The organism is Streptomyces sp. NPDC006923 (genome assembly GCF_040635655.1).
Taxonomy (GTDB): domain Bacteria; phylum Actinomycetota; class Actinomycetes; order Streptomycetales; family Streptomycetaceae; genus Streptomyces.
The window spans coordinates 95,842-116,655 of the sequence record NZ_JBEYIF010000010.1; the positions used below are offsets into that span (position 1 = coordinate 95,842).

Annotated in this window: 1 protein-coding gene (only partly in view); it reads left to right on the forward strand. The window is 71.5% G+C overall.

Annotated elements, in window-relative coordinates:
- Positions 1-20,814, forward strand: the 5' portion of a protein-coding gene (locus ABZ707_RS21255) for a hypothetical protein (protein ID WP_360177007.1). Its footprint extends 17,808 nt past the window's final position; 20,814 of the gene's 38,622 nt are visible here — the first part of the coding sequence; it begins with the start codon at positions 1-3; its stop codon lies beyond the right edge, outside the window.

The following is a 20,814-nucleotide window of genomic DNA, read 5'->3' on the forward strand; positions in this document are numbered from 1 at the left end:
ATGGCTGTCAACCCGTTTCTCGACGGTGTCGTTGTCTTTCTGACAGGCATGCACATCCCGCGCGGCAGCTCGCAGCGCATGCATGTGGAAGTCGAGATCCCGCACAGTGCTCTGGTGAAGGCTCTTGATGAGTTTCAAGAGCTGATCGCGCAGATCGCGAAGTCGGTTTCGGGTAAGGTCAGCGGCCAGTGGAACGAAGCCTATGTCAAGGCGATGTCGACGTTCGGCGCGGGCGCGGGCGCGGATTATGTAAAGAATCTGAAGGACACCGCGGGCAAGATTTCGAACTATGCCCGTGAGACGGGTTATCAGATCGATTACACGAACCGGATGATCATCGTTCAGGTGGTGCAGTTCCTGTTCGAGTGGGCGTTGACGCTGATTCTGGCGATCTTCAATCCGATCGCGGCATTTATCGAGCAGACCTTCCTGAAGGCGCTCTACCAGCTAATTCTGCGGAGCTTCCTGGTCCGATTGCTGGCGACGATCGCGGTGTTCGAGGCCCTCAATATCGGCCTCGGTGCCGCGATGGACATTTTCGTGCGGTGGTCGCTGGCGAACGAGGGCAAGTACACGGAGAACGGCGACCAGTATCTGAAGCAGGCGATCGCGTTCGGTGCGGTCCAGGGCGCCTTCATGGTCTTTGTGCCGTACGCGGGTTCGGCGCTGGCGGGTCTGTTCTCGAAGGCGGTCGGCAAGAACGTTGTCGGGAACATTGACAACCTGGTGAGCGGAGCGATGTCCGGGGGTGGCCGGGACTCGGTGAAGGACCTGGGTCGGAACCTCTCGAAGGAGGGCGGTGACGATCTGGGTTCGGGGCCGGTGGGTGGCGGGGTCGGCAGGGGTGGGTTCGGCCGGGACATCGGTGTGACCGCGGCGAACATCGCGCAGAGGTTCGAGATGGGTGAGGTCGGCCGCCAGGTCCGCAATGGTTTCGTGGCGGACGTGGGGGACATCTTCGCCCGGGACCTTGGTGGGGCGATGGGGGCGGGAGAGGCGCGAGCGCTGGGGGAGAAGTGGGCGGGGGCCTTTCTGACGCGGTTCGGGAAGAAGGACTTCGGCGACACGTTGTTCCGGAGCCTGGACGATCTGCCGAAGGAGCTGGGCGGAGGGCTGCGATCGGCGCTGTCGCACGGCGTCGCTGACGCGTTGTCGGCGGACTGGGGGCGCAAGTTCAGCGGCTATCTGGGGGACGCGATAGCCAACGCGGCACATCAGAATGTCTCCGAGGGCACGTACAACCTGTTCACGACGGGGAAGTTCACCACGTCCTGGGAGACGGGGCTGTCGGGTGCGGGTGCCGGCCTGGTGGGGCATGTGCTCAGCCGCAACGCGGCCGGTTTGGGTGGGGGGATCGGGCAGAAGTTTGGCCTGCAGGACAAGTTCGGCTCGCTGTTGTCGGGGGCGCTCAATCCCGCTTCGGGTCCGGGTGACCGGCTCCATGACTCGAAGGCCGGATTCCGGCTCGTCGTCGGGCAGGACGGTCCGCCGGCCGGGAGCCCGTTGACGCCGGGGCCCGGTGGTGGGGACGGTTCGTTCGGCGGCGCCGACGCGGTCCGCTCGGTCGACTTGCCGCTGGTGAGTCCTGAGTTCACCGGTCTCTCGGAGGGATCCTTCGACACGGACTTCTCCGCTACTGACCTCTCCGGTACGGACTTCTCCCGTACGGACTTCTCCGGCGCGGCCGGCGAAACCGTTCCGTCCGACGGCCGGCAGTTCGGCACCGGCCAGAACCCGGGTCATGACCGGAGCCAGGATCAGAGCCAGGGCCGCGACGGGGCCGGGGTCCCGGGCCCGAGGCCGCTGCCCACGTCCACCTCGGGCTTCGGCCCGGAGAACGCGGCCGGCGGGGAGCGTTCGGGGAACACGACGGCCACCGACAGCCCGGTACGGGACGGCGAGGGCGGCCGTACCGACCGGTCCGGCGACGACGTCCGGGACCGGGGCACGTCCGGGGCGGAGCGGCGGCCGGACGGCGGGCCGGACGCCGTGGTCACCGAGCGGGACCAGCGGATCGCCGAGTTCGGCGCTGCGCAGGCTCAGGTCCGGGCGGCGGCGCAGGCCGCGTCGGGTCCGCCAGGCCAGCAGGGCGGCCAGGCCGGGCAGGGCGTGGCGGACCGCCGGCTCGCCGACGCGGTCCAGCGGCGTGACGATGCCGCCCAGGGCCTGCGGGACCTCGGTGTCGACCCGGACAGCATCACCCTTGACGACACGGGGCAGGTCCGCGTGGACAACGCCCCTGCCGGGACCGGCCGCGCCGACACCGGTCCCACCGGCCTCGGCGTGCCCGCGCCTGTGCCGGCCGACCGCCTGACCTCCTCCGGTCCGGAGATCGCCACGGGTGACGACGCGGTCCCCGCCGCGGACTCGGATCCGGCAGGGGTGAACCGTCTCGCCACCGTGTCGGGCGACCTCACCGGGACCGGCCAGGAGGCGCAGCAGCCCCAGTCGGGGACGACCACAGCACAGAACACCACCACGCAGCCCGAGCCGGCGCCCCAGCAGCCGGAGCCCGTGGTGTCGCAGGAGCAGCACCTCGAAGGCGATGGCGACACCACGCCCGACGAGGTGACCTCTCCGCACGAGGACGGCCTTCTGCCGCCTCAGCCTCTGGCCCCCGAGCCGCCGTCGCGGTCCCAGCAGTGGGCGGACTTCCGGAATGAGCGGGACACGGCCTACCACGGGAGGCTGGCGGTCGAGGAGCGGTTCCAGCAGGCGTCCGGCGACCTGACGGACGAACTCTCCGACGGGGCCAGGAGATTCGCGGACGACGACCTGTTCGGCGGCCGGTATGTGCCTGAGGACGGACCGGGCCGAGAGCATGCCGAGGAGAGCTACCGCGAGGAACTGCGCGCCGCCTACGAGGACTTGGCACGGCGAGCCGGTCCCGAAGGGATCACCCCCGAGCAATGGGGCTCGGCCCATGCCGCGGCGCGAGAGGGGATGACGCGCTTCTTCGAGTGGGGCGCGCAGCGAGAACGCCACACCGAGATGTTCCGCGGCGACTTCGAACGGGCGCTGTCCGATTTCCGGGCCGCGGACCTGTTCGGCGGACACTATCTGGCGGAGGAGGTGCACCCCGTCCGTGAGGACGGCGCCGAGGAGACGGCCCGGAGCAGGGAGATCGAGCAGGAAGACCTGCTGACGCAGGCGGAGAGCACCGACGTCCCGCACACCCTGCACGAGATCCGGGTGCGGGCAGAGCTCACCTACCTGCGCGCGGTGGACGAGGCGTACCGGACGCCGGAATCGGGACCGCGCCCCGATCCGGTCCGCCGCGCCGCGCTCGACGAGCAGCTCACCCGCCTCCGGGCGGGACTCGGTGAGGAGATACGGCAGCTCAGCGAGCGTGAGCGGCATGTGGAGCACGCCACGCGGGACTTCGACCGGGCGCTGGAGGACTGGCAGGAGGACCTGGCGGGCGGCGGGACCCTCAGCGAGGCCGCGGAGATCCGAGCACGGGAGGACTTCCAGAAGGAGCTGCGTACGGCGCATGTGGCGCTGCGTACCGCGATGGGCGGTGACTCGACCAGCCGGTTGTTCGGGGCTCGCTGGGAGACTCATCTGGAACGCGTCACCACGCCCTCGGCGCTGCACGAACGGTTCGCCTACGCCGAATTCCGCGAGCAGCGCACGGAGGAGGCCCGCCGCCTTCTGACGGAGTCCTTCGACCGGTTCGAGGACGATTTCGCCAACGGGGGAGACCTCCACGAGTCGGGCCGGGAGCGGGTGAGCGAGGAGTGGGACAAGGCTGTCGAGAAGGGCGTCGACGAGGACTGGTTCGGATACCGGGAACAGCCGGACTTCCGGGTCCCACCCGCGGCCGAGTCCCTCGATCCCGTCACCGCGCTGGATCTCGACGGGCCGCTGGACACGGACGCCGCCCCCTTGCCGCGTTTCGACACGGTGTCCTCCGGCGATCCGCGGTCTCCCGGCGCACGCGACGACAGCGCCGGGTCACCGGCCGATTCCCAGGTCCCTCCTCCCCGTCCCTGGCAGGAGACATTCCGGGAGCTGCGGGAGACCATCGAGCCGCGGCTCACCCACGAGTCCGAGCTGCAGCGCGTCCTGAACCGCTCCGCCGAGGAGTTCCACGCGATCGTCGGCCACCCCGACAGCCTGGTCCACCACTACGACGTCGACGAGAAAGCCGTCGAGCGGATCGGCAAGGACTTCCGGGACGAGACCATCGCCCGGTACGACGAGATCTGGGCCCGGGTCGAACAGGACATCAAGGCCTGGCTCACACACGAGCGCCGGCACGAGAACGCCTTCGAAGAGGCCGTCACGGCGGCCCGCGCCACCCCCCTCAACGCCGGCGCCCCGCCGCGCCCGGCCGATTCCGAGGGCTCCGGAGCCCCCGCCGCCGACGGCGCGGGGGACCAGCGGGAGGACACACCGGGCGGCGCCGACGGCACGGTCCAGCAGCTCACTGACCAGGTACGTACCGATGAGACCACGACCAGGCCCGCCCCCCTGCCGACCGTTTCCGCGCCACCGGTCGGCACGGACCGGACCGAGACGGCGGAGCCCCGGCCGGAGAGCGAGCAGCAGCTCGCCCCGCGAGAGGCCGTCCGCGTGGACGATCTCGGACGGAGCGCGGCACCTGCGCGGGAACGGGTGGGCCCGGAGGACGTCGCCGACCACGCTGACGCCGTGGTCACGCGGGCTCAGGAGAGCGACGCCGATGTCCCGCCGCCGGTGAATTACGCGCTCGTCGCCCGTCGTGACCGCAACAGTGTGGTGGAGAGCCGGCTCGGGGAGACACTGTGGCATTTCTCGACGCGGCCCCCTGAGGACGTATTCCGGCAGGGGTTCGCCGCTCGTGCCTCGAACAATGTGATCAGTACGCGTGACTGGGTGACGCAGAACGCGGATTCCCAGTTCATCGCGACGACGCGGGACAGCCAACTGTGGTTCATGAACCGGCGGTACCGCTACGAGATCGAGCCGTGGCGCAGCTCAGATCCGACCGGACTGGATGTCAACGCCACTCTTCAGCGTCAGGGGCAGCCCGCTCTCCTCGGTGAGGAGGAGGTGGTCTTCGTCGACCACATCGATCCTGCCGCGTTTGTACGGGTGCTGGACCGTCAGACAGGTCTGACCGGTGTGTGGGACCACCAGACGGAACGCGTTCTCTGGACGTCGGGCCGCCCGACGCGGAACGCCGGCCCCGTACCCCAGGTGTCCGTGGTGGCGTTTCCCCAGGGCGGTGACGTCCTCTCGCCCGGGGCCATGAACATGGTGGCCGATCTGGCGAGCCAGGTGGTTGCCGCCGCCGTCGGCAGCCGCGCCTACGGCCCCGGACATACGCTGGTGGACATCGGAGGGCATGGCAGTGGCCGTACTCTGCTGGGGTCTTCCGGCGCGACGCGTACGGCTCTCGGCCGGGCCAACGCCGTCGCGAGCTTCTTCATGGACCGGATCGCCGCGGAACTGGCCGCGGCGGGCCCGGCGGCGCGCGGTCTGACGACCGGGGACTTCACCGTCAACGCCGTGAGCCGGGGAGCCACGCTCGATCCCGTGCTGATGGAGATGGGGAACACCGATCAGGAGCGACTTCGTGCCGCTGTGGTCCGTGTCCAGTACCAGGCGCTGAATCCGCCTGCCCAGAGCAGCAGGGGCGGCGCTCGCGGCCACCACGGGGGGTACGGGCGTGGTCAGTCGGACTGGCCCCCGGGGGTCGACTACGGTCTCGAATCCGGCGGACGGCAGGTCGCGTTCGCGGGACTGGATCTGGTGGCCGGGGCCGAGGCCCAGCGGTACGGCCGTGTCACCGGTTCCGGCGTCGTCCTGACGGACCGCTGGCGGCCGGTGGCCGACCGGTCCGGGCCTGGTGCGTTCGTGTTCACCGAGGACGGTGCGGGCGCGCGCCGGGTGGAGCGGGGGCCGCACTCGGGTGAGCGGACCGATGTCGGCTACGCGTGGACATGGCGGGAGGGAGCGGAGGACCGTCCTCCGGTCCTGTCGTTGACTCGTCGTATCCATCTGGTCGCGGCGCAGGGCGCCGACGAGCCGGAACTGAGCCGGGTCCGTGCCGCCCTGGCGTACGGTCTCAAGCAGTATGTGAACGACGTGGGTCACCGGCTGCCCGAGCTGCAGCCGGACGCGGTGCGCGGGACGGCCGGCCCGGTCCCGGGGCCGCTGCTCCATGTCGCGGTGGAGTTTGTCGCCGATCCGGCCGAGGCCCATGGTGTGGTGGAGGTCCGGCCAGGGCTGCCGGCCGGCGGGCACGGGATGAACCAACGGGTCTGGTACGCCGATGTGCATCCGGTGGCGCACGTCCACGAGTTCGTCCACGGCCTGGGTGTGCACGACGACCGCGACGACGAGCAGGGCGACAGCCTGATGGGCACGCTGCACGGCGTCGACCCCGATGTCTTCACCCTCACAGGGGACCATCTGCGGCAGATCGCCGAGGTCCACGCCCCCCACGCCCACCCCTTCAGCCACGGGGCGTCCGCCCGTGGGGCAGCCGCCGGGGAGACGTCTGCGGAGGCACGGCTGTCCGACGGGGAGCCCACGGTCGACTACGCCCTCATTCATCCGGATGACACGAGGATCGTCGAGAGTTCCCCCACCGAGATCCTGTGGCGGTTCTCCGACCACCCGCCCGAGACGGTCTTCGGCGAGGGCTTCGAGGCCGACAACACCGGCGAAGTGGTGCGGGTGCACCGCTGGGTGCACGGGAACGCGGTGGCGCAGTTCGTCTCCACGACCAGGGACTCCGATCTGTGGTTCCGCGGGAAGCGGTACCGGTATCAGCTCAGCCCCGCGCTCAACTCCGACCGCACCGGTGTCGATGTCGCCGCCACACTGGCCGCCCAACAGCAGACGTACTCCCTCAACTGGGAGCGGGAGGTGTCGTTCACCGGAAGCTTCGACGGCCGGGCCGTGGCCAGTGTGTACGACAGGAAGCTGAACCGCACCGGAGTCTGGAACCCGGGCACCGGCACCGTCGAGTGGCGCCCGCGCGGCCACGAGGGACAGCTCCAGGCCGCCGTCGCCACGCAGATCTCCGCGGATGTGGCGCCGTCGGTGGATTACGGGTTGGTTCATGCGGATGATGTGGCGGTGGTGGTGGAGAGTGGTGCGGGGGAGACGTTGTGGCGTTTTTCTGATGCTGATCCGGTGGTGGTTTTTGCTGGGGGGTTTGTGGCGGACAGTGTGTCCGAGGTGGTGTCGTTGTTTGAGTGGGTGAGTGACAATCCGGTGGCGCAGTTTGTGTCGACGACGCGTGATCGGGAGTTGTGGTACGGGGTCAAGCGGTACAGGTATCAGGTGAGTGCGGCGTTGAATGGTGATCCGGTGGGGGTGGATGTCAACGCGACGTTGGTGCGGTTGGATGCCGGGGATGAGTTGTCGGGTGAGCGGGAGGTTGCTTTTACGGGGCGGGTTGATGCTCGGGCTGTGGTGAGTGTGTATGACGCGTTGGAGCGGCGTACGGGGGTGTGGGACGCGGGGAGCGGTACGGTCCGCTGGCGGGCCGGAGACCAGCAGGCGCCGAGCACGGATGTGGCGCCGTCGGTGGACTACACACCGGCCCCGGAGCCCGTGCCGGGCGACGCGGACCAGGCGTTGCAGCAGGCGGGGGAGGAGCGGGCCGTCGCGCTCGCCGACCCCTGGCGGTCCACCGGACTTCTGGGCGCCGGAGAGGTGCGCACCGACCGCTGGATCCCCTTCGGGTCCCGGAACGCGGAGCAGGACGGCGCCGAGGCGTTCGAGATCGCGGTGTCCGCGGAAGGGACACCCATCGGAGTACGGCGGCCCGCCGGTTCCGGGGAACGGACCGAGGTCGGCTACGAGTGGAGCCGGCACAGGACCGACGCGTCCGCCTCCGAAGGCCCCGCCTCCGAGGTGCTGAGCCTGACGCGGCGCATCCACCTGGTGCCCTCCGGCGCGACCCCGGCCGAGGTGGCGGAGCTGCGCGCGTCCCTCGTCCGGACACTGGACCAGATCGTCAACGCACCGGGCTACCGGCTCCCGGCGTCGCAGCCCGACCGGATCACCGGCCCCGCCGGGCCCGGTGCCCGGCTGCATGTCGCGGCCGAGTTCGTGGACGATCCGGCGGCGGCCCACAGCGTCGTGACGGTACGCAGCGGTCTGCCCGACACCGGACGGGCCATGAGCCAGGGCGTGTGGTTCACCGGCGTGCACCCCGCCGCGTACGTCCACGAGATTGTCCACGGTCTCGGCGTCATCGACGACCTGCCCTCGCCCGGCACCCTCCTCACCCCCGGTGGCCGCGGCGAACAGACCCTGGCCGACGGCGAGTCGAGTGTGATGGGCCCCATCAGCGGCGCCGCCCTGGCCGGACCGCTCGTCCTCACCTCCGATCACCTGCGCCAGATCGCCGATGTCCTCGCGCCCTTCGCCCGGCCGGGCTCGGACGCGCACGTTCCGGGCCCCGGCCCGGCCGCGGCCACCCGGTCCGGTCTTCCCGACCGGTGGGAGACGGTTTCCGAACCTCTGACCGCGGAGGGCGTGGAGCGGGACCTCGACGCCGAGCGGGCCGTGTTCGAACAGGTCCTGGGCGCGCATTACGGCTCCGACCCCGTGGCGCGGGCGGCAGCCCGCGCGGCCGTGGTCCGGCTCAGGGAGGTGCTGCGTGCCGCGTATCCCGGGGAACCGGCGGAGGTGCTCGACGCCGCCTTCTTCACGGAGGACCCGACGAGCGCCGGGCAGATCGGTCTCCCCCGGGACACGACCAGCACCGGATGGCTGGACGATCTGATCGCGGACGGCTCGGTACGCGGACTCATGACCGCCTTCTTCAACGCCGTCGGCAAGAAGGCCCTGTACGAGCGGGACAGCGGCGTCCCCTCACTGACCGCCGTGCTCCGGTCGGTCCTGGAGCCGCGCCCCGAGGACGCGGGCCCGGTCTCCGCCACCGGCATGGACCGCGCCGCGCGGCTGGGGCTCGACAGGGCCGCGCTGGAAACCTATGCGGCGTTCCTGCACGGCGGCGCCCGCGAGGCGCTCGGCGCCCGGACGGCACAGGACCCCCGGACGCGGTCCCAGGCGCATCTCTTCACCCCGGACGACCCCTTCGCGCTGGGCAATCTGGCCGCCTACCGCACCCGGGACACCCTCAAGGACCCGATGGAGATGGTGCACAGTCAGCTCTCGCGCACCGAACTCCCGGAGGAGCAGCACAGGACGGGGCCCAGGAAGAAGTCGTCGCGGGACTACACCTATCTGAGCCTACCGCTCAGCGAGCGGGAGCGGACCTTCCTCGCGCGCAGCGAGCGCCCCCTGACGGTGATCGGCTTCGCGCTCGAAGAGATCCCGCTCAGCACCCTGGAGTTCGACCCGGAGACCGGTGATCCGCTCGTCGAGGGGATCCTGGCGCGCTCCGACGTCTTCACGGTGGAGGTACAGCGCCGGCCGGCCGGGGACCGGACCGGGGAGAGCGGCCGGGGGGCCGTCGAGAAGGTCTTCGCGGTGGTCCGTGCCCCCGCCACCGTGCAGAATCCCCGTGCCGCCGATCTCACACTCGAAGGCGAGCAGGGCCCCGAGTTCCCCCTGCAGTGGGTCGAGGGACGGGCCTACTTCGACGTGGACAGGTCGTCGCCGTGGTACCAGGAGTGGCACGACAGCCGGGGGATGCCGCTGGTCGCGGGGGTCTCCGGGACCGCGCTGCGCATGCTCCGGGCCTTCCAGTGGCTCGATGTGCCGGAGACCGGGGTCTCCGACTTCCGCAAGGCCCTGATGGGGTGGATGCTGCCGGGCCAGGACCACTCCCTGTTCGAGGTCCTGCGCGGCTCCTATCTGGCCGACGCCACCTCGCCGGTCGAGGAGCGGGCGCTGGAGGCGGGCGTCGACCGGCTCTACTCGGTCCCCGGGCTCGTTCCCCCGTATCTGACGCCGCCCGGGGAGCGGACCGCCACCGCCGCCGCGGACGTGGATCCGGCGGTGAACTACAACCTGGTGCACCGCGACGACCACGGATACGTGGTGGAGAGCCGGAGCAGCGAGCGGCTGTGGCGGTTCTCCGACCACCCGCCGGAGGAGATCTTCGCGGAGGGGTTCCGGGGCGACGGCGCCGAGGTCGTGCATCTGTGGGAGTGGGCGGTCGCCGATCCGGACGAAGCGCCGTTCGTGTCCACGACCCGTGACCCCGAGCTGTGGTTCCGCAGGAAGCGCTACCGGTACGAGGTGGAGGCGTCCCTCAACGCGGACCCGCGCGGTGTGGACGTCAACGCCACGATCGACCGTCAGCTCGCCGCCCGCGCGGTCCTCCCGGCGGAGGCCCTGGAGGAGTTCGAGGGCTTCGGGGAGGAGCAGGAGGTCGCCTTCACCGGGGCGATCGACCCCAGGGCCGTTGTCAGCGTCTACGACCGGCGCGAGGACCGTACGGGACGCTGGGACCCCGCGAGGCGCACCGTCGTATGGACCGCCGGGGGACGTTCCGTCACGGACGGGGGGGAGCCGCCCGCGTACGACGGGCTCGCGCTCCTTCCCGAGGGCTGGGACGCGGCCCAGGAGCAGACCGGGACGCCGGAGCGGACCGAGGCGGGGCCGGCGGCGGCTCAGGACGCGCTCACGGACACCTCGCTGTGGGGATCCGGGGAGGTGCGTTCGGACCGCTGGATTCCGTTCGGTTCCCGGTCCGCCGCCGCGGCGGGACCGGAGGCGTTCGAGATCGCCGTGTCCCCGAACGGCTCGCCGGTCGGCGTGCGCCGCCCGGAGGGTTCCGGCGAGCGGACCGACATCGGTTACGACTGGGCCTGGCACCGCGGCGGCACACCCGCCGACGAGACGGTCCGCTTTACGCGGCGGGTCCACCTTCAGGCCGCGGACGCCACCCCCGCCCAGCTCACGGCGCTGCGGCAGAACATCACCCGGGCCCTCGACGAGGTGATCAACGAGAAGCGGTACCGGCTGCCCCGGCTGCAGCCCGACCAGATCAGCGGCCCCCGGCTGCCGGGCCCCGTCCTGCACCTCACCGCGGAGTTCGTCGACAGCGGCGAAGCCGCCCACACGGTCGTCCAGGTGCGTGACGGGCTTCCGGTGGACCGTTCCATGGTCCAGGGGGTGTGGTTCACCGGAGTGCATCCGGCGGCGTATGCGCACGAGCTGGTGCACGGTCTCGGTGTCCGTGACGACCTGCCCGACGCCCGCGCGCTGCTCACCCCCGGAGGGCGTGGTGAGCAGATCGTCGCCGACGGCGAATCGAGCCTGATGGGCCCGTTCGACGACCGGACGGGGCCGCCGCGTTTTGTCCTCTCGTCCGACCACCTCCAGCAGATCGCGGACGTCCTCGCGCCCTATGTCCACGCGGGCGGCCCGCTCGCGGCGCAGCGGGCGGCGAGTGTTCCGGACCAGCCGCGCGACGGGGCCGACACGGAGTCCGCGGTCGACTACAGCCTGATCCACGAGGACGACACCGGCGTACGGGAGAGCCACCCCCGGGAGACCCTGTGGCGCTTCTCGAACGCGGCCCCCGAGGTGGTCTTCACCCGGGGCTTCGTGGCCGACGACGTCAACCAGGTCGTGGATCTGCACGACTGGGCCTTCGAGAACCCCGCGGCGCAGTTCGTGTCCACCACCCGGGACGCCGAACTGTGGTTCGGGAGGCGGCGGTTCCGCTACCGGATCGACCCGTTCCGCAACAGCGACAGGACCGGCGTCGACGTCAACGCCACCTTCGAGGCGCAGCAGGACCCGGCCAGGGAAATCAACGAGGACGAGCAGGAGGTGGCGTTCACCAGGAGCCTGGACGCGCAGGCCGTTGTCAGTGTCTACGACCGGACGCTCGACCGCACCGGCACCTGGGACACGGACTCCGGAACCGTCACCTGGCGCCCCGGAGGCCGCGACGACTGGGCGGACGAACAGGCCGCCGACGTCGGGCCCGCGGTCGACTACTCCATGGTGCATCCGAAGGACTCCGACTTCATCGTGGAGACGGACGCCGACGAGACGCTGTGGCGCTTCTCCAGGACGGCGCCGGGCACGGTGTTCACCGAGGGTTTCCAGGCGGACGACCCATCGGTCCAGGTGACCCTGCGCGCCTGGGCGAAGGACAATCCGGCGTCCCCGTACCTCTCCACGACCCGCAACCGCGACCTGTGGTACCGGATGAAGCCGTACCGCTACGAGATCCAGGCGTCCCGCAACCCCGACCCCATCGGGATCGATGTCAACGCCACCCTCGACAGCGAAAGACTCCAGCCTCCGTTCCCCGAGGAGGAGGAGGTCGCCTTCACCGGGGGCGTCAGCCCCCAGGCGATCGTCCGCGTCTACGACAACCTGGGTGACCGGACGGGCACCTGGGACGCCGGTACGGGGCAGGTCGTGTGGGCACCGGGCGACACGAGTGCCCCGCGTCCGGTCGCGGAGGCGGAGCGGAACCCGGACGTGAGCCCCGCGCTGCCGGCCGGGTGGCAGACCGCCACCGCTCCCGTCGCCACCGCCGACACCCGCCTGCCCGCGGACTTGACCGCCGCTGTCGCACTGGAGCTGGGACGGACTCCCGACTGGGACGGCGGGCAGGTCGATGTCGACGAGGTGATGCGGCTGCACGGCGAGCTGTCCGCCACCGATCTGCGGCGGGTGGTGCACGACCGGGCCGCGATCATCGCGCAGACCATGCTGTGGGGCGAGAAGGCCGAACTCGGCGGCGGAGCCAAGAAGAAGGCCAGGAGCGGAGCGACGGCCGGCGGGCAGGGCGGCGACACCGCGGCCCAGTCCCAGTCCCAGTCCCAGTCCCCGGCACAGACCCGGACACCGGCTCAGGAACCCCTCCCCGCGACGGCGGCGGTCTCCGAGGCGACCGCAGGAGCCGTGCGCAACGCCGTCGCCGAACTGCCGGGCAGCCTGACCCGGCAGAAGCGCGGCCAGATCGTCTCGGTCACCCTCGATCTGCTGCCCAGGATGGCCTATCCGCCCGGCGACCCGGTCTCCGGCCTCGTCGGCGCCGTCCACTGGCTGGTCGGCGAGAGCCACGGGCTCCAGGACCGGCTCCTGAACCATCCGCACGTGCTGTACGCGGTGGTCCAGCAGCCCCGCCTGTCCCACCTCTTCCGGGACAGCCCGGCCCTCGTGGACCAACTGAGCGGTGTCCCCGGAGTGCTGGAGGGACTGGTCTCGGCGAGCGAGGACTGGCACGCGCGGCAGGCCGGGGAGACCTCCCACATCCTCGGCAGGGAAGACGTCCTGCGGGGACTCGAGTCCGACCCCGCCCTGCGTTCGTACGTCTTCCGATCCGCCTACCTGCTGCGGAATCTGGGCGGACGCCTGGACATCCTCCGCGAGGTGATGGAACTCGGCGCGAACATCAGCCAGCTCGCCGACAACGCCCCGAACTTCGGGGCCGCGCTGCTGTCCGTCGAGGACCCGGTCGAGGCGCTGTGGCGGCTGGGGGGCGAGGCCGGCCTCCTCTCGGCGATGGTGACCCAGGTGTTCCGCAGGCGTATGGGCACCGTCGACTTCTACCGGAGCCTGCTGGAGGACGACCGGCTGAGGTCGCTCCTCAGGGACTTCCCCGAGCAGCACAATGTGCTCCTGTCGGATCCGCGGCTCCTCGGCGTCCTGGGCGCCAACCCCCGCTCGGCCGCCCTTCTCCAGCAGTCCCCGACCTTGACCGACGTACTGGAGGACATGCCCGAGACCGCCGTCCGGCTGATGTCCGACGAGCGGCTGATCAGTGCCGCGGTGCAGAACAAGATGGTGGCGGCCGCGCTCTCGTACCGCCCGCGCCGCTACGACGGACTTGAGGGGGACCAGCTCCTCGCGGCGCTCGTGGAGACCGTGAACCCGGTACCTCGGACACCGGCCGGGGCCGTTCCGCGGCAGCTCACGCCCGAGGAGATCCAGCAGGCGGGCACCCCCGCCCTCCTCCAGTACATCCGGGCGAAGAACCCCGCGGTCAACGCCGTCTTCACCAATCCGGACGACAGGGACGTCGTGCGGAGCCTGCTGGCTCACCAGGACCGGGTGCGCATCCTGGCGCGCCGCCCGGAACTCGTCGGCCTCCCGCACATGCTCCGCCGGATTTTCGACCCGAGGCTGGACGAGGTCACCCTTCCGGGGGACGATGTCGCCGCCATCGCGGGCCTCATGGCCGCCTCACGCCATGAGGACCTGCTCGCGCTGTACCAGGACGCGACCAAACTGGATCAGCGGCGCCTCTTCGACCACGCGCTGGCCAGGTCGGCGCAGTTTCGGTCGCGCGTGTACAAGAGCCCGGCGCTGGCGTCACTCGCCTATTACGACCTGCGTCCCGTCCAGTCGCTCTCGGCCCCCTTCCTCGACGGCAATGCGTGGCTGGCCGGCGTGCTGGAACGTGTCCCCTTCGCCCTGACCCTCCTGGAGGACCGCGGCAAGGCGTTCGCGGACGCGGCCGTCGCGGACGGATCCGCCCTCCTGCGTCTGATGTACCGGCACTCGACCATCAGCAGAGAGCTCTCGCCCGCGCAGTGGCAGACGGCGGTGGACCATCTCACGGCCGCGCCCCACATCCTTTCGCGGCTTCTTCCCCTTGCCGGTCAGGTGTCGGCCACCCACTGGATGCGGCTCATCACGGACGGCCGGCTGCTCAGGACCCTCGCCGAGCGGATCGAGCAGCCGACCGCACAGGCGCTGGCCGCCCACCCCGCCGTGCTGCGCGAAGCCATCGCCCGCCCCGAGTTCGTCGACGCCTGGACCGAGCAGGCCGGGATGTTCGACGAACTCGCCGCCCGGACGCTCCGGGCGAGCGGCAAGAGCCCGGCCGGAGCAGCCGTGCGCGAGCTGCTCGCGGCGGTCACGGCCACCGGGGAGATGCAGATCACCCCCGACGGTTTCGAGCTGGACACGGAACTCGCTCCGCGCGTGCGCGAGCTGGTCGCGGCGATCGCCCGGGGCGACTCCCGCGAGACCGTCGGGGAATCGCTGCGCCAAGGCACCGGGAGCGCCGAAACGGACACGCTGCTGCGCCGCTACGAGGGCGTCCTGGAGAACGATCGCCTCAAGCGCGCCGTGGCGGACAACCCGTACCTCGGCCAGGTGATCTTCTTCAGGGAGGGCGTGCACGAGCTGATCGAGGTCCGTCCTTCCCTGCTCGACGTCTTCGACCGCTCACCCGACGTGCTGCGCCAAGTGGCACGGGTGGAGGGCCTGCCCCGCCTGCTGCGCAACAACGACGACGCGTTCGTGCTGTTCGTGGAGAACCTCGGCATGCGGGACAACTACGACGACGGCTGGGTCCGGGGGATCGAGCACAACCCCCACTACCTCCAGGCGTTCAGCCTCCGCTCCCACCAGTTGCTGCTCCCCAGCTTCCAGCACATCGACGCCTTCGTGGCGAGCAGCACGCACGTGGCGAAGGCGGTCGCCGAGCGCGCCGAGACCTTCGCGGTCATCGCCGGGTCCCCGCGGCTCCTGCAGACACTGACCGCCTCGCCGGACGACGTCGTACGCGCCGCGACGGCGACCCACGGACGACTGACCGACTCCGCGGCCAACCCCGAGCTGCTGTCCGTACTGGCGGCGGTGCCCGGACTGGCCGGCGTCCTCGGCGACCGGACCGGGATCGCGGCGGACCCGGGGCAGTGGCAGCGACTGCTCGGAAACGTGCCTCTGATGCGGCAGTTCATCGCGCATCCCGCACTGATGGAAGAGGTCCTGACACCGTCCCTGCTGCCCGCGGCGCTGGCGGCACCCGACTTCGTGGCCGCGCTGGCCGCCACGTCCGACGGTGCCCGCCGCGGCCTCGGCGGCCGAGCCGTGGTGGAGCTGGTCCAGGCACAGCCACGGCTGGCCACCGAGCTCGCCGGGAACGAGGCGCTGCGGGCCGCGGTCGCCGGTCTGCGCGGCATGCCGGAACTGCTGGGGGCCCGTCCCGAACTCCTCGACACGTTCCTGGCCCGCCCCGAGCTCCTCGACGCCGTACGGGCCAACAGGACGCTCCTTGACGACGCCACCCGACAGACCCCGGTCTGGCAGGTGGTCCAGCGCCACCCCGTGCTGGCCCAGTTCCTCAACCGTTCCCTCAGGAACGCGATGCAGCGCCACCCGGGCGCCGCGAGGTCCCTCATCGAGCACGAGGGCGAATTCCGCCCCGAGGACGCCGAGCTCCTGCGGCAGGCCGTCACCCGCCACGGGGTGGCGCCGCTGCTCGCGGCGCACAGCGGCTTCGCGAAGGCGTTCCTGGCACGCCGCTCCTGGCAGAGCCGGGCCGTCGAGGACACCGAGTTCAGCGCCACGGTGCGCCGTCTGTCCGAGACCCGGGCCCCCTGGTTCAGGGAGCTGGTGGCGGACCCCGACGACACCCGGCTCCTCGACGCGGTGGACGAGCTGCGGAACGCGGGCCGGTCAGCGCGCGCCGAGCGGATCCCCCCGGTCCTGTCCCAGGAGGCCGCGTCCACCGGGGACCGGACGGAGCAGGCGCCCGCCGTCTCCCCGGCCGTCGAGTCCGGGACGTCGGCGGCGGAGCGGCCCGCCCCCGTGCCGCGGAGCGTCGCGCCGCTGCCCCCCGAACTCACGGACCTCCTGGCCGCCCCCCAGGGGGAGCGGACCGGGGACGAGATGTCGCGCCACCCCGAGCTGCTGCCCCTGCTCACGGCGGCCCCCATGGCGGCCGAGGAGATCCGGCGGCATCCCGAGCGGCTCGACGCGTACGTCTTCGAGAACTTCGTCGACCGTGACGCCCCCGTGGACTCGTTCGACCGGCAGTTCGACGCCTTCCTGGAGTCGGTCGACATCGCCCCCGGGGAGCACTACGCGGCGGTCAAGGCCGCCGCGGGCGTGGCGTGGCGCCGTATGGTGTCCGACCGGGAGAGCCGGCTGGACGCCGAGCGCCGGGAACAGGCGGAGCGGTTCAGGGACTTCCGTCCGAACGACGCGGGCACCTGGCACCACAGCGGCCGGGTCCGCTACGCGGGACGCCTCGGCCCCGGCGACTTCACCCCTCTCCAGCACGAGGCCCTGGAACGGATCGCCACCTCGGCCACGGGCGTACGGGAGGCCCCCGGCACCCGCCGGATCAACACCGCCCTGCACGCCCATCTGGACTCCGGCAGCGGAGGCGCGGCGTTCTTCTTCGCGCTCGCGCCGGACGGCCGTACGGACACCGTCGTCTACGCCAGGAGCAGCGCCCGGCAGGACAACAACTACCGGTGGGGCAACAGCGGCCAGTACATCGGTGGGCCGCCCGCTCTGGACACCGTGGCCAACGACGCGGCGCTGACGGAGTCCAGGGAACTCGTCGCCCGGCGGGCCGCATTGGCGGACCTGACGCCGGGGCCGGCCGGACAGACCGCCGGTGGCGCGGGACGCGGGGCGAGCACGGCCGCGGCGGAGCGGGGCGCCGTGGCCAGGGCGCAGGATCTGGCGCGGGCCGTGGCCGAATACCACGCCGCCCTCGCCGACCTGTCCCGTCCGGGCTCCGGCAAGACGAGGGCCGCGCGAATCCGGAGCGCGGCGGTCCGGCTGGTTGAGGCCGGCGCGGGGCTGCGCGCGCAGGGCTCCGACGTGTTCACCCGTGCCCTGGAGGTGCTCCCCCCGCACGTCGCGGAGACGGCGGGCACACTCCTGAACCAGGCGCGGTCCCAGGGACGCGACGCGGAAGAGCCGCGGCAGGCCGACTCCGGGTATGACCGCGGGGCCGTCGCCCTCGCCCTCGAAGTGGCGGGCGACGGCGCGGGTCTGGCCGTGGCACGGACCCTGGCGGGACGCCCCGAAACAGCCGGCGCGGATGTGGCGCCGTCGGTAAATTACGGGTTGGTTCATGCGGATGATGTGGCGGTGGTGGTGGAGAGTGGTGCGGGGGAGACGTTGTGGCGTTTTTCTGATGCTGATCCGGTGGTGGTTTTTGCTGGGGGGTTTGTGGCGGACAGTGTGTCCGAGGTGGTGTCGTTGTTTGAGTGGGTGAGTGACAATCCGGTGGCGCAGTTTGTGTCGACGACGCGTGATCGGGAGTTGTGGTACGGGGTCAAGCGGTACAGGTATCAGGTGAGTGCGGTGTTGAATGGTGATCCGGTGGGGGTGGATGTCAACGCGACGTTGGTGCGGTTGGATGCCGGGGATGAGTTGTCGGGGGAGCGGGAGGTTGCTTTTACGGGGCGGGTGGATGCTCGGGCTGTGGTGAGTGTGTATGACGCGTTGGAGCGGCGTACGGGGGTGTGGGACGCGGGGAGCGGTACGGTCCGCTGGCGGGCCGGAGACCAGCAGGCTCCCGTCGACGCCGCCGTGCCGGTTCACCCCAGCTGGCACAACAGCCTGATGGTGGAGCCCGCGGCGGAGCAGGCGACCGACGACCGGTTCGCGGCGGAACCGCTCTTCACGTCCGGCCTCGGACCGGTATGGGGCTCCGGCCGGGTGAGCACCGACCGATGGGTGCCGTTCGGCAGCGGCCGGGGGCGGCCGGAGGGCGGCCCCGAGGCGTTCGAGTTCTCCCGGTCCGCCGACGGTACGCGGCTGGTCACCCGGCCCGCCGGATCCGGCGAGCGGACCGAGGTCGGTTACGACTGGGCCTGGCACCGGGACGGCGCGGACGACCCCGGTGTCCTGCGGGTGACGCGCCGGATCCATCTGGACTCCTCCGGCGCGACAGGGGCCGAGCTGAGCGCGCTGCGCCACTCCTTCGCCCGGGCGCTGGACCAGGTGGTCAACAGGCCCGGCTACCGGCTGCCGCCGATCCAGCCCGCCCAGGTCACCGGGCCGGCCGTGGCAGGGCCCCGCCTCCATGTGTCGGTCGGGTTCGTGGACAGCGCCGAGGAGGCCCACGGCACGGTGACCGTACGGAGTGGGCGGCCGGAGGCCGAGCGGGCCATGGTCCAGGACGTGTGGTTCACCGGCGTGCACCCCGCCGCGTATGTCCACGAGTTCGTCCACGGTCTCGGTGTCCTCGACGACCTGCCGGCGCCCGAGGCCCTGCTCACTCCCGGCGGACGTGGCGAACAGGTGGTCCCCGAGGGCCTGTCGAGTGTGATGGGGCCCCTGAGCGGCAGCACCCTGCCGAGCGAGCTCTTCCTCACACCGGACCATCTGCGCCAGATCGGGGACGTCCTGCTGCCGTACGTGCACGCCGGCGGCCAGGCCCCCGGGCGGGATTCGGCAGCCGTGCCGCGGGACCTGGACGTCGCGCCGGCGCTGCCCTCCGGCTGGCAGCCGCGTTATCCCGTGCTGCACCGCGGATCGGCCACCGGGGGTGAGGCGATGGCGGTCGCCGCCCATCCCTCGGACGACCCGCTGCGGGTCGCCGGATCCCGCGCCCAGGACCCGCTGCCCCGGGCGGAGGACGCCTGGCGGCGGCTGAGCGCCGTACGTGACGAGCAGGAGCGGCTGGACGACCCCGACCCGGAGCGGCGTCAGGAGCTGGACCAACGCGTCGCGGACGCCCAGGCCCTCCTCGCCACGTCCGGTCTGTACGCGTCCCATTTCCTCACCGGATCCCAGCAGGCCCTGGAGCGTGGCGCGAAGCACCGCGAGAAGCTGACGCGTGATCTGGCGAAGACCCTGGCGCGCGCGGAGACCAGGGCCGCCTTGCCCGACCGGTCCGCCGGCCGCCTCGCCGACCTGCGCGGATTCCATCAGCGGCTGCTCGACGAGACGGCGGCGATCCGCACCGAGCTGGACCGCCGCGCCGAGGCGGCACGCGGAAACCAACGCATGGTCCCCGGAGCGCGGGAGACCGAACTCGCCCAGTTCCTGGCGATGGACGAGGCGGTGGTGGAACGTGAGCTGGACCGCCGTACCGCCGCCCTGACCAACGAACTCGGCCGGATCGAGACCATGCGGTCCCGGGAACGGGCCAGGGCCGCCGGCTACACGGAGATGCTGCGGCGCCAGGCGGAGAACGTCGAGGCGGACCGGGATCTGCTGCGCGCCGTGCGTGCCCGGGACGGCGTCCGGGACCTGACCGAGGCGCAGCGGACAGCCGTCGTGCTGGTCGAGCGCCGGGCGCGGGAGATGGCGGGGCGCGATCGCGCGATCGTCGCGGGGCACCTCGCGGACGGCGACTGGGCATGGGCCGCCGGCTATCCGGCGCGGGGCGACGAACTGGATCGTCTGCTCGACCGGGTGCACGGCCATCTGCGAGACCGCATGGACCTGGTGACCAACTTCGATCTGAGCCGCCGGGTCGGCGAGGGGACCCTGCTCGACGCCCTGATGGGCGACGAGGAGGGCCGATTCCGCAACTACTGGGAGACCCAGCTCTCGGGGGCCCAGGCCAACCCGGCGATGCGCGGCGCCCGTGAGGAGAACATGGGGTATGCCGCGCTCCTCGCCAGGGACACCTCACGCGGCGGCACATTCCAGACCGCGACCCCGGACGCCCTCCTCGACCGGTTCACCCCTTCCGCCGAGGACAGGCGGCAGTTGCCCAAGTACGCGGCCCTGGTCTCCCGTCTCCAGACGGCGGGTGCGACCGGGTACGGGAACGCCGTCTTCCACTGGAAGCCGGACGTCGCGTCGAGGATCACCCTCACGCCGCGTGACAGCTGGTCTCCGGGCGCGCAGGGGGCCCGCGGCCTCACCGGCCCGGACCACCTGTTCCCGCTGCTGGCGCACGGGGACGAGGACCCGGTCAGGCTCGCCTTCGCGGAAGCGACGGACTTCGCCCACGACCCGGAGCTCAAGGAGCGCGTCGGCAACGGCACGTTCGAGCCGCGTGGCTACTTCGAGGCGCAGATCCACGGGGACCTGTCCTGGTCGGACGTCGACCACATCGTGCTGCGCCACTCCGGTGAGGAGGGAGCGGTCCGGACCCGTCAGGAGCTTCTGGAGTTCGCCGAGCTGAACGGCTACGACTTCGGGGTGAGGCTGTCGCGGATCGGTGCGCGCCAGGACCAGACCGCTCCGGAGGAGGAAGGGGACGAGCCCGAA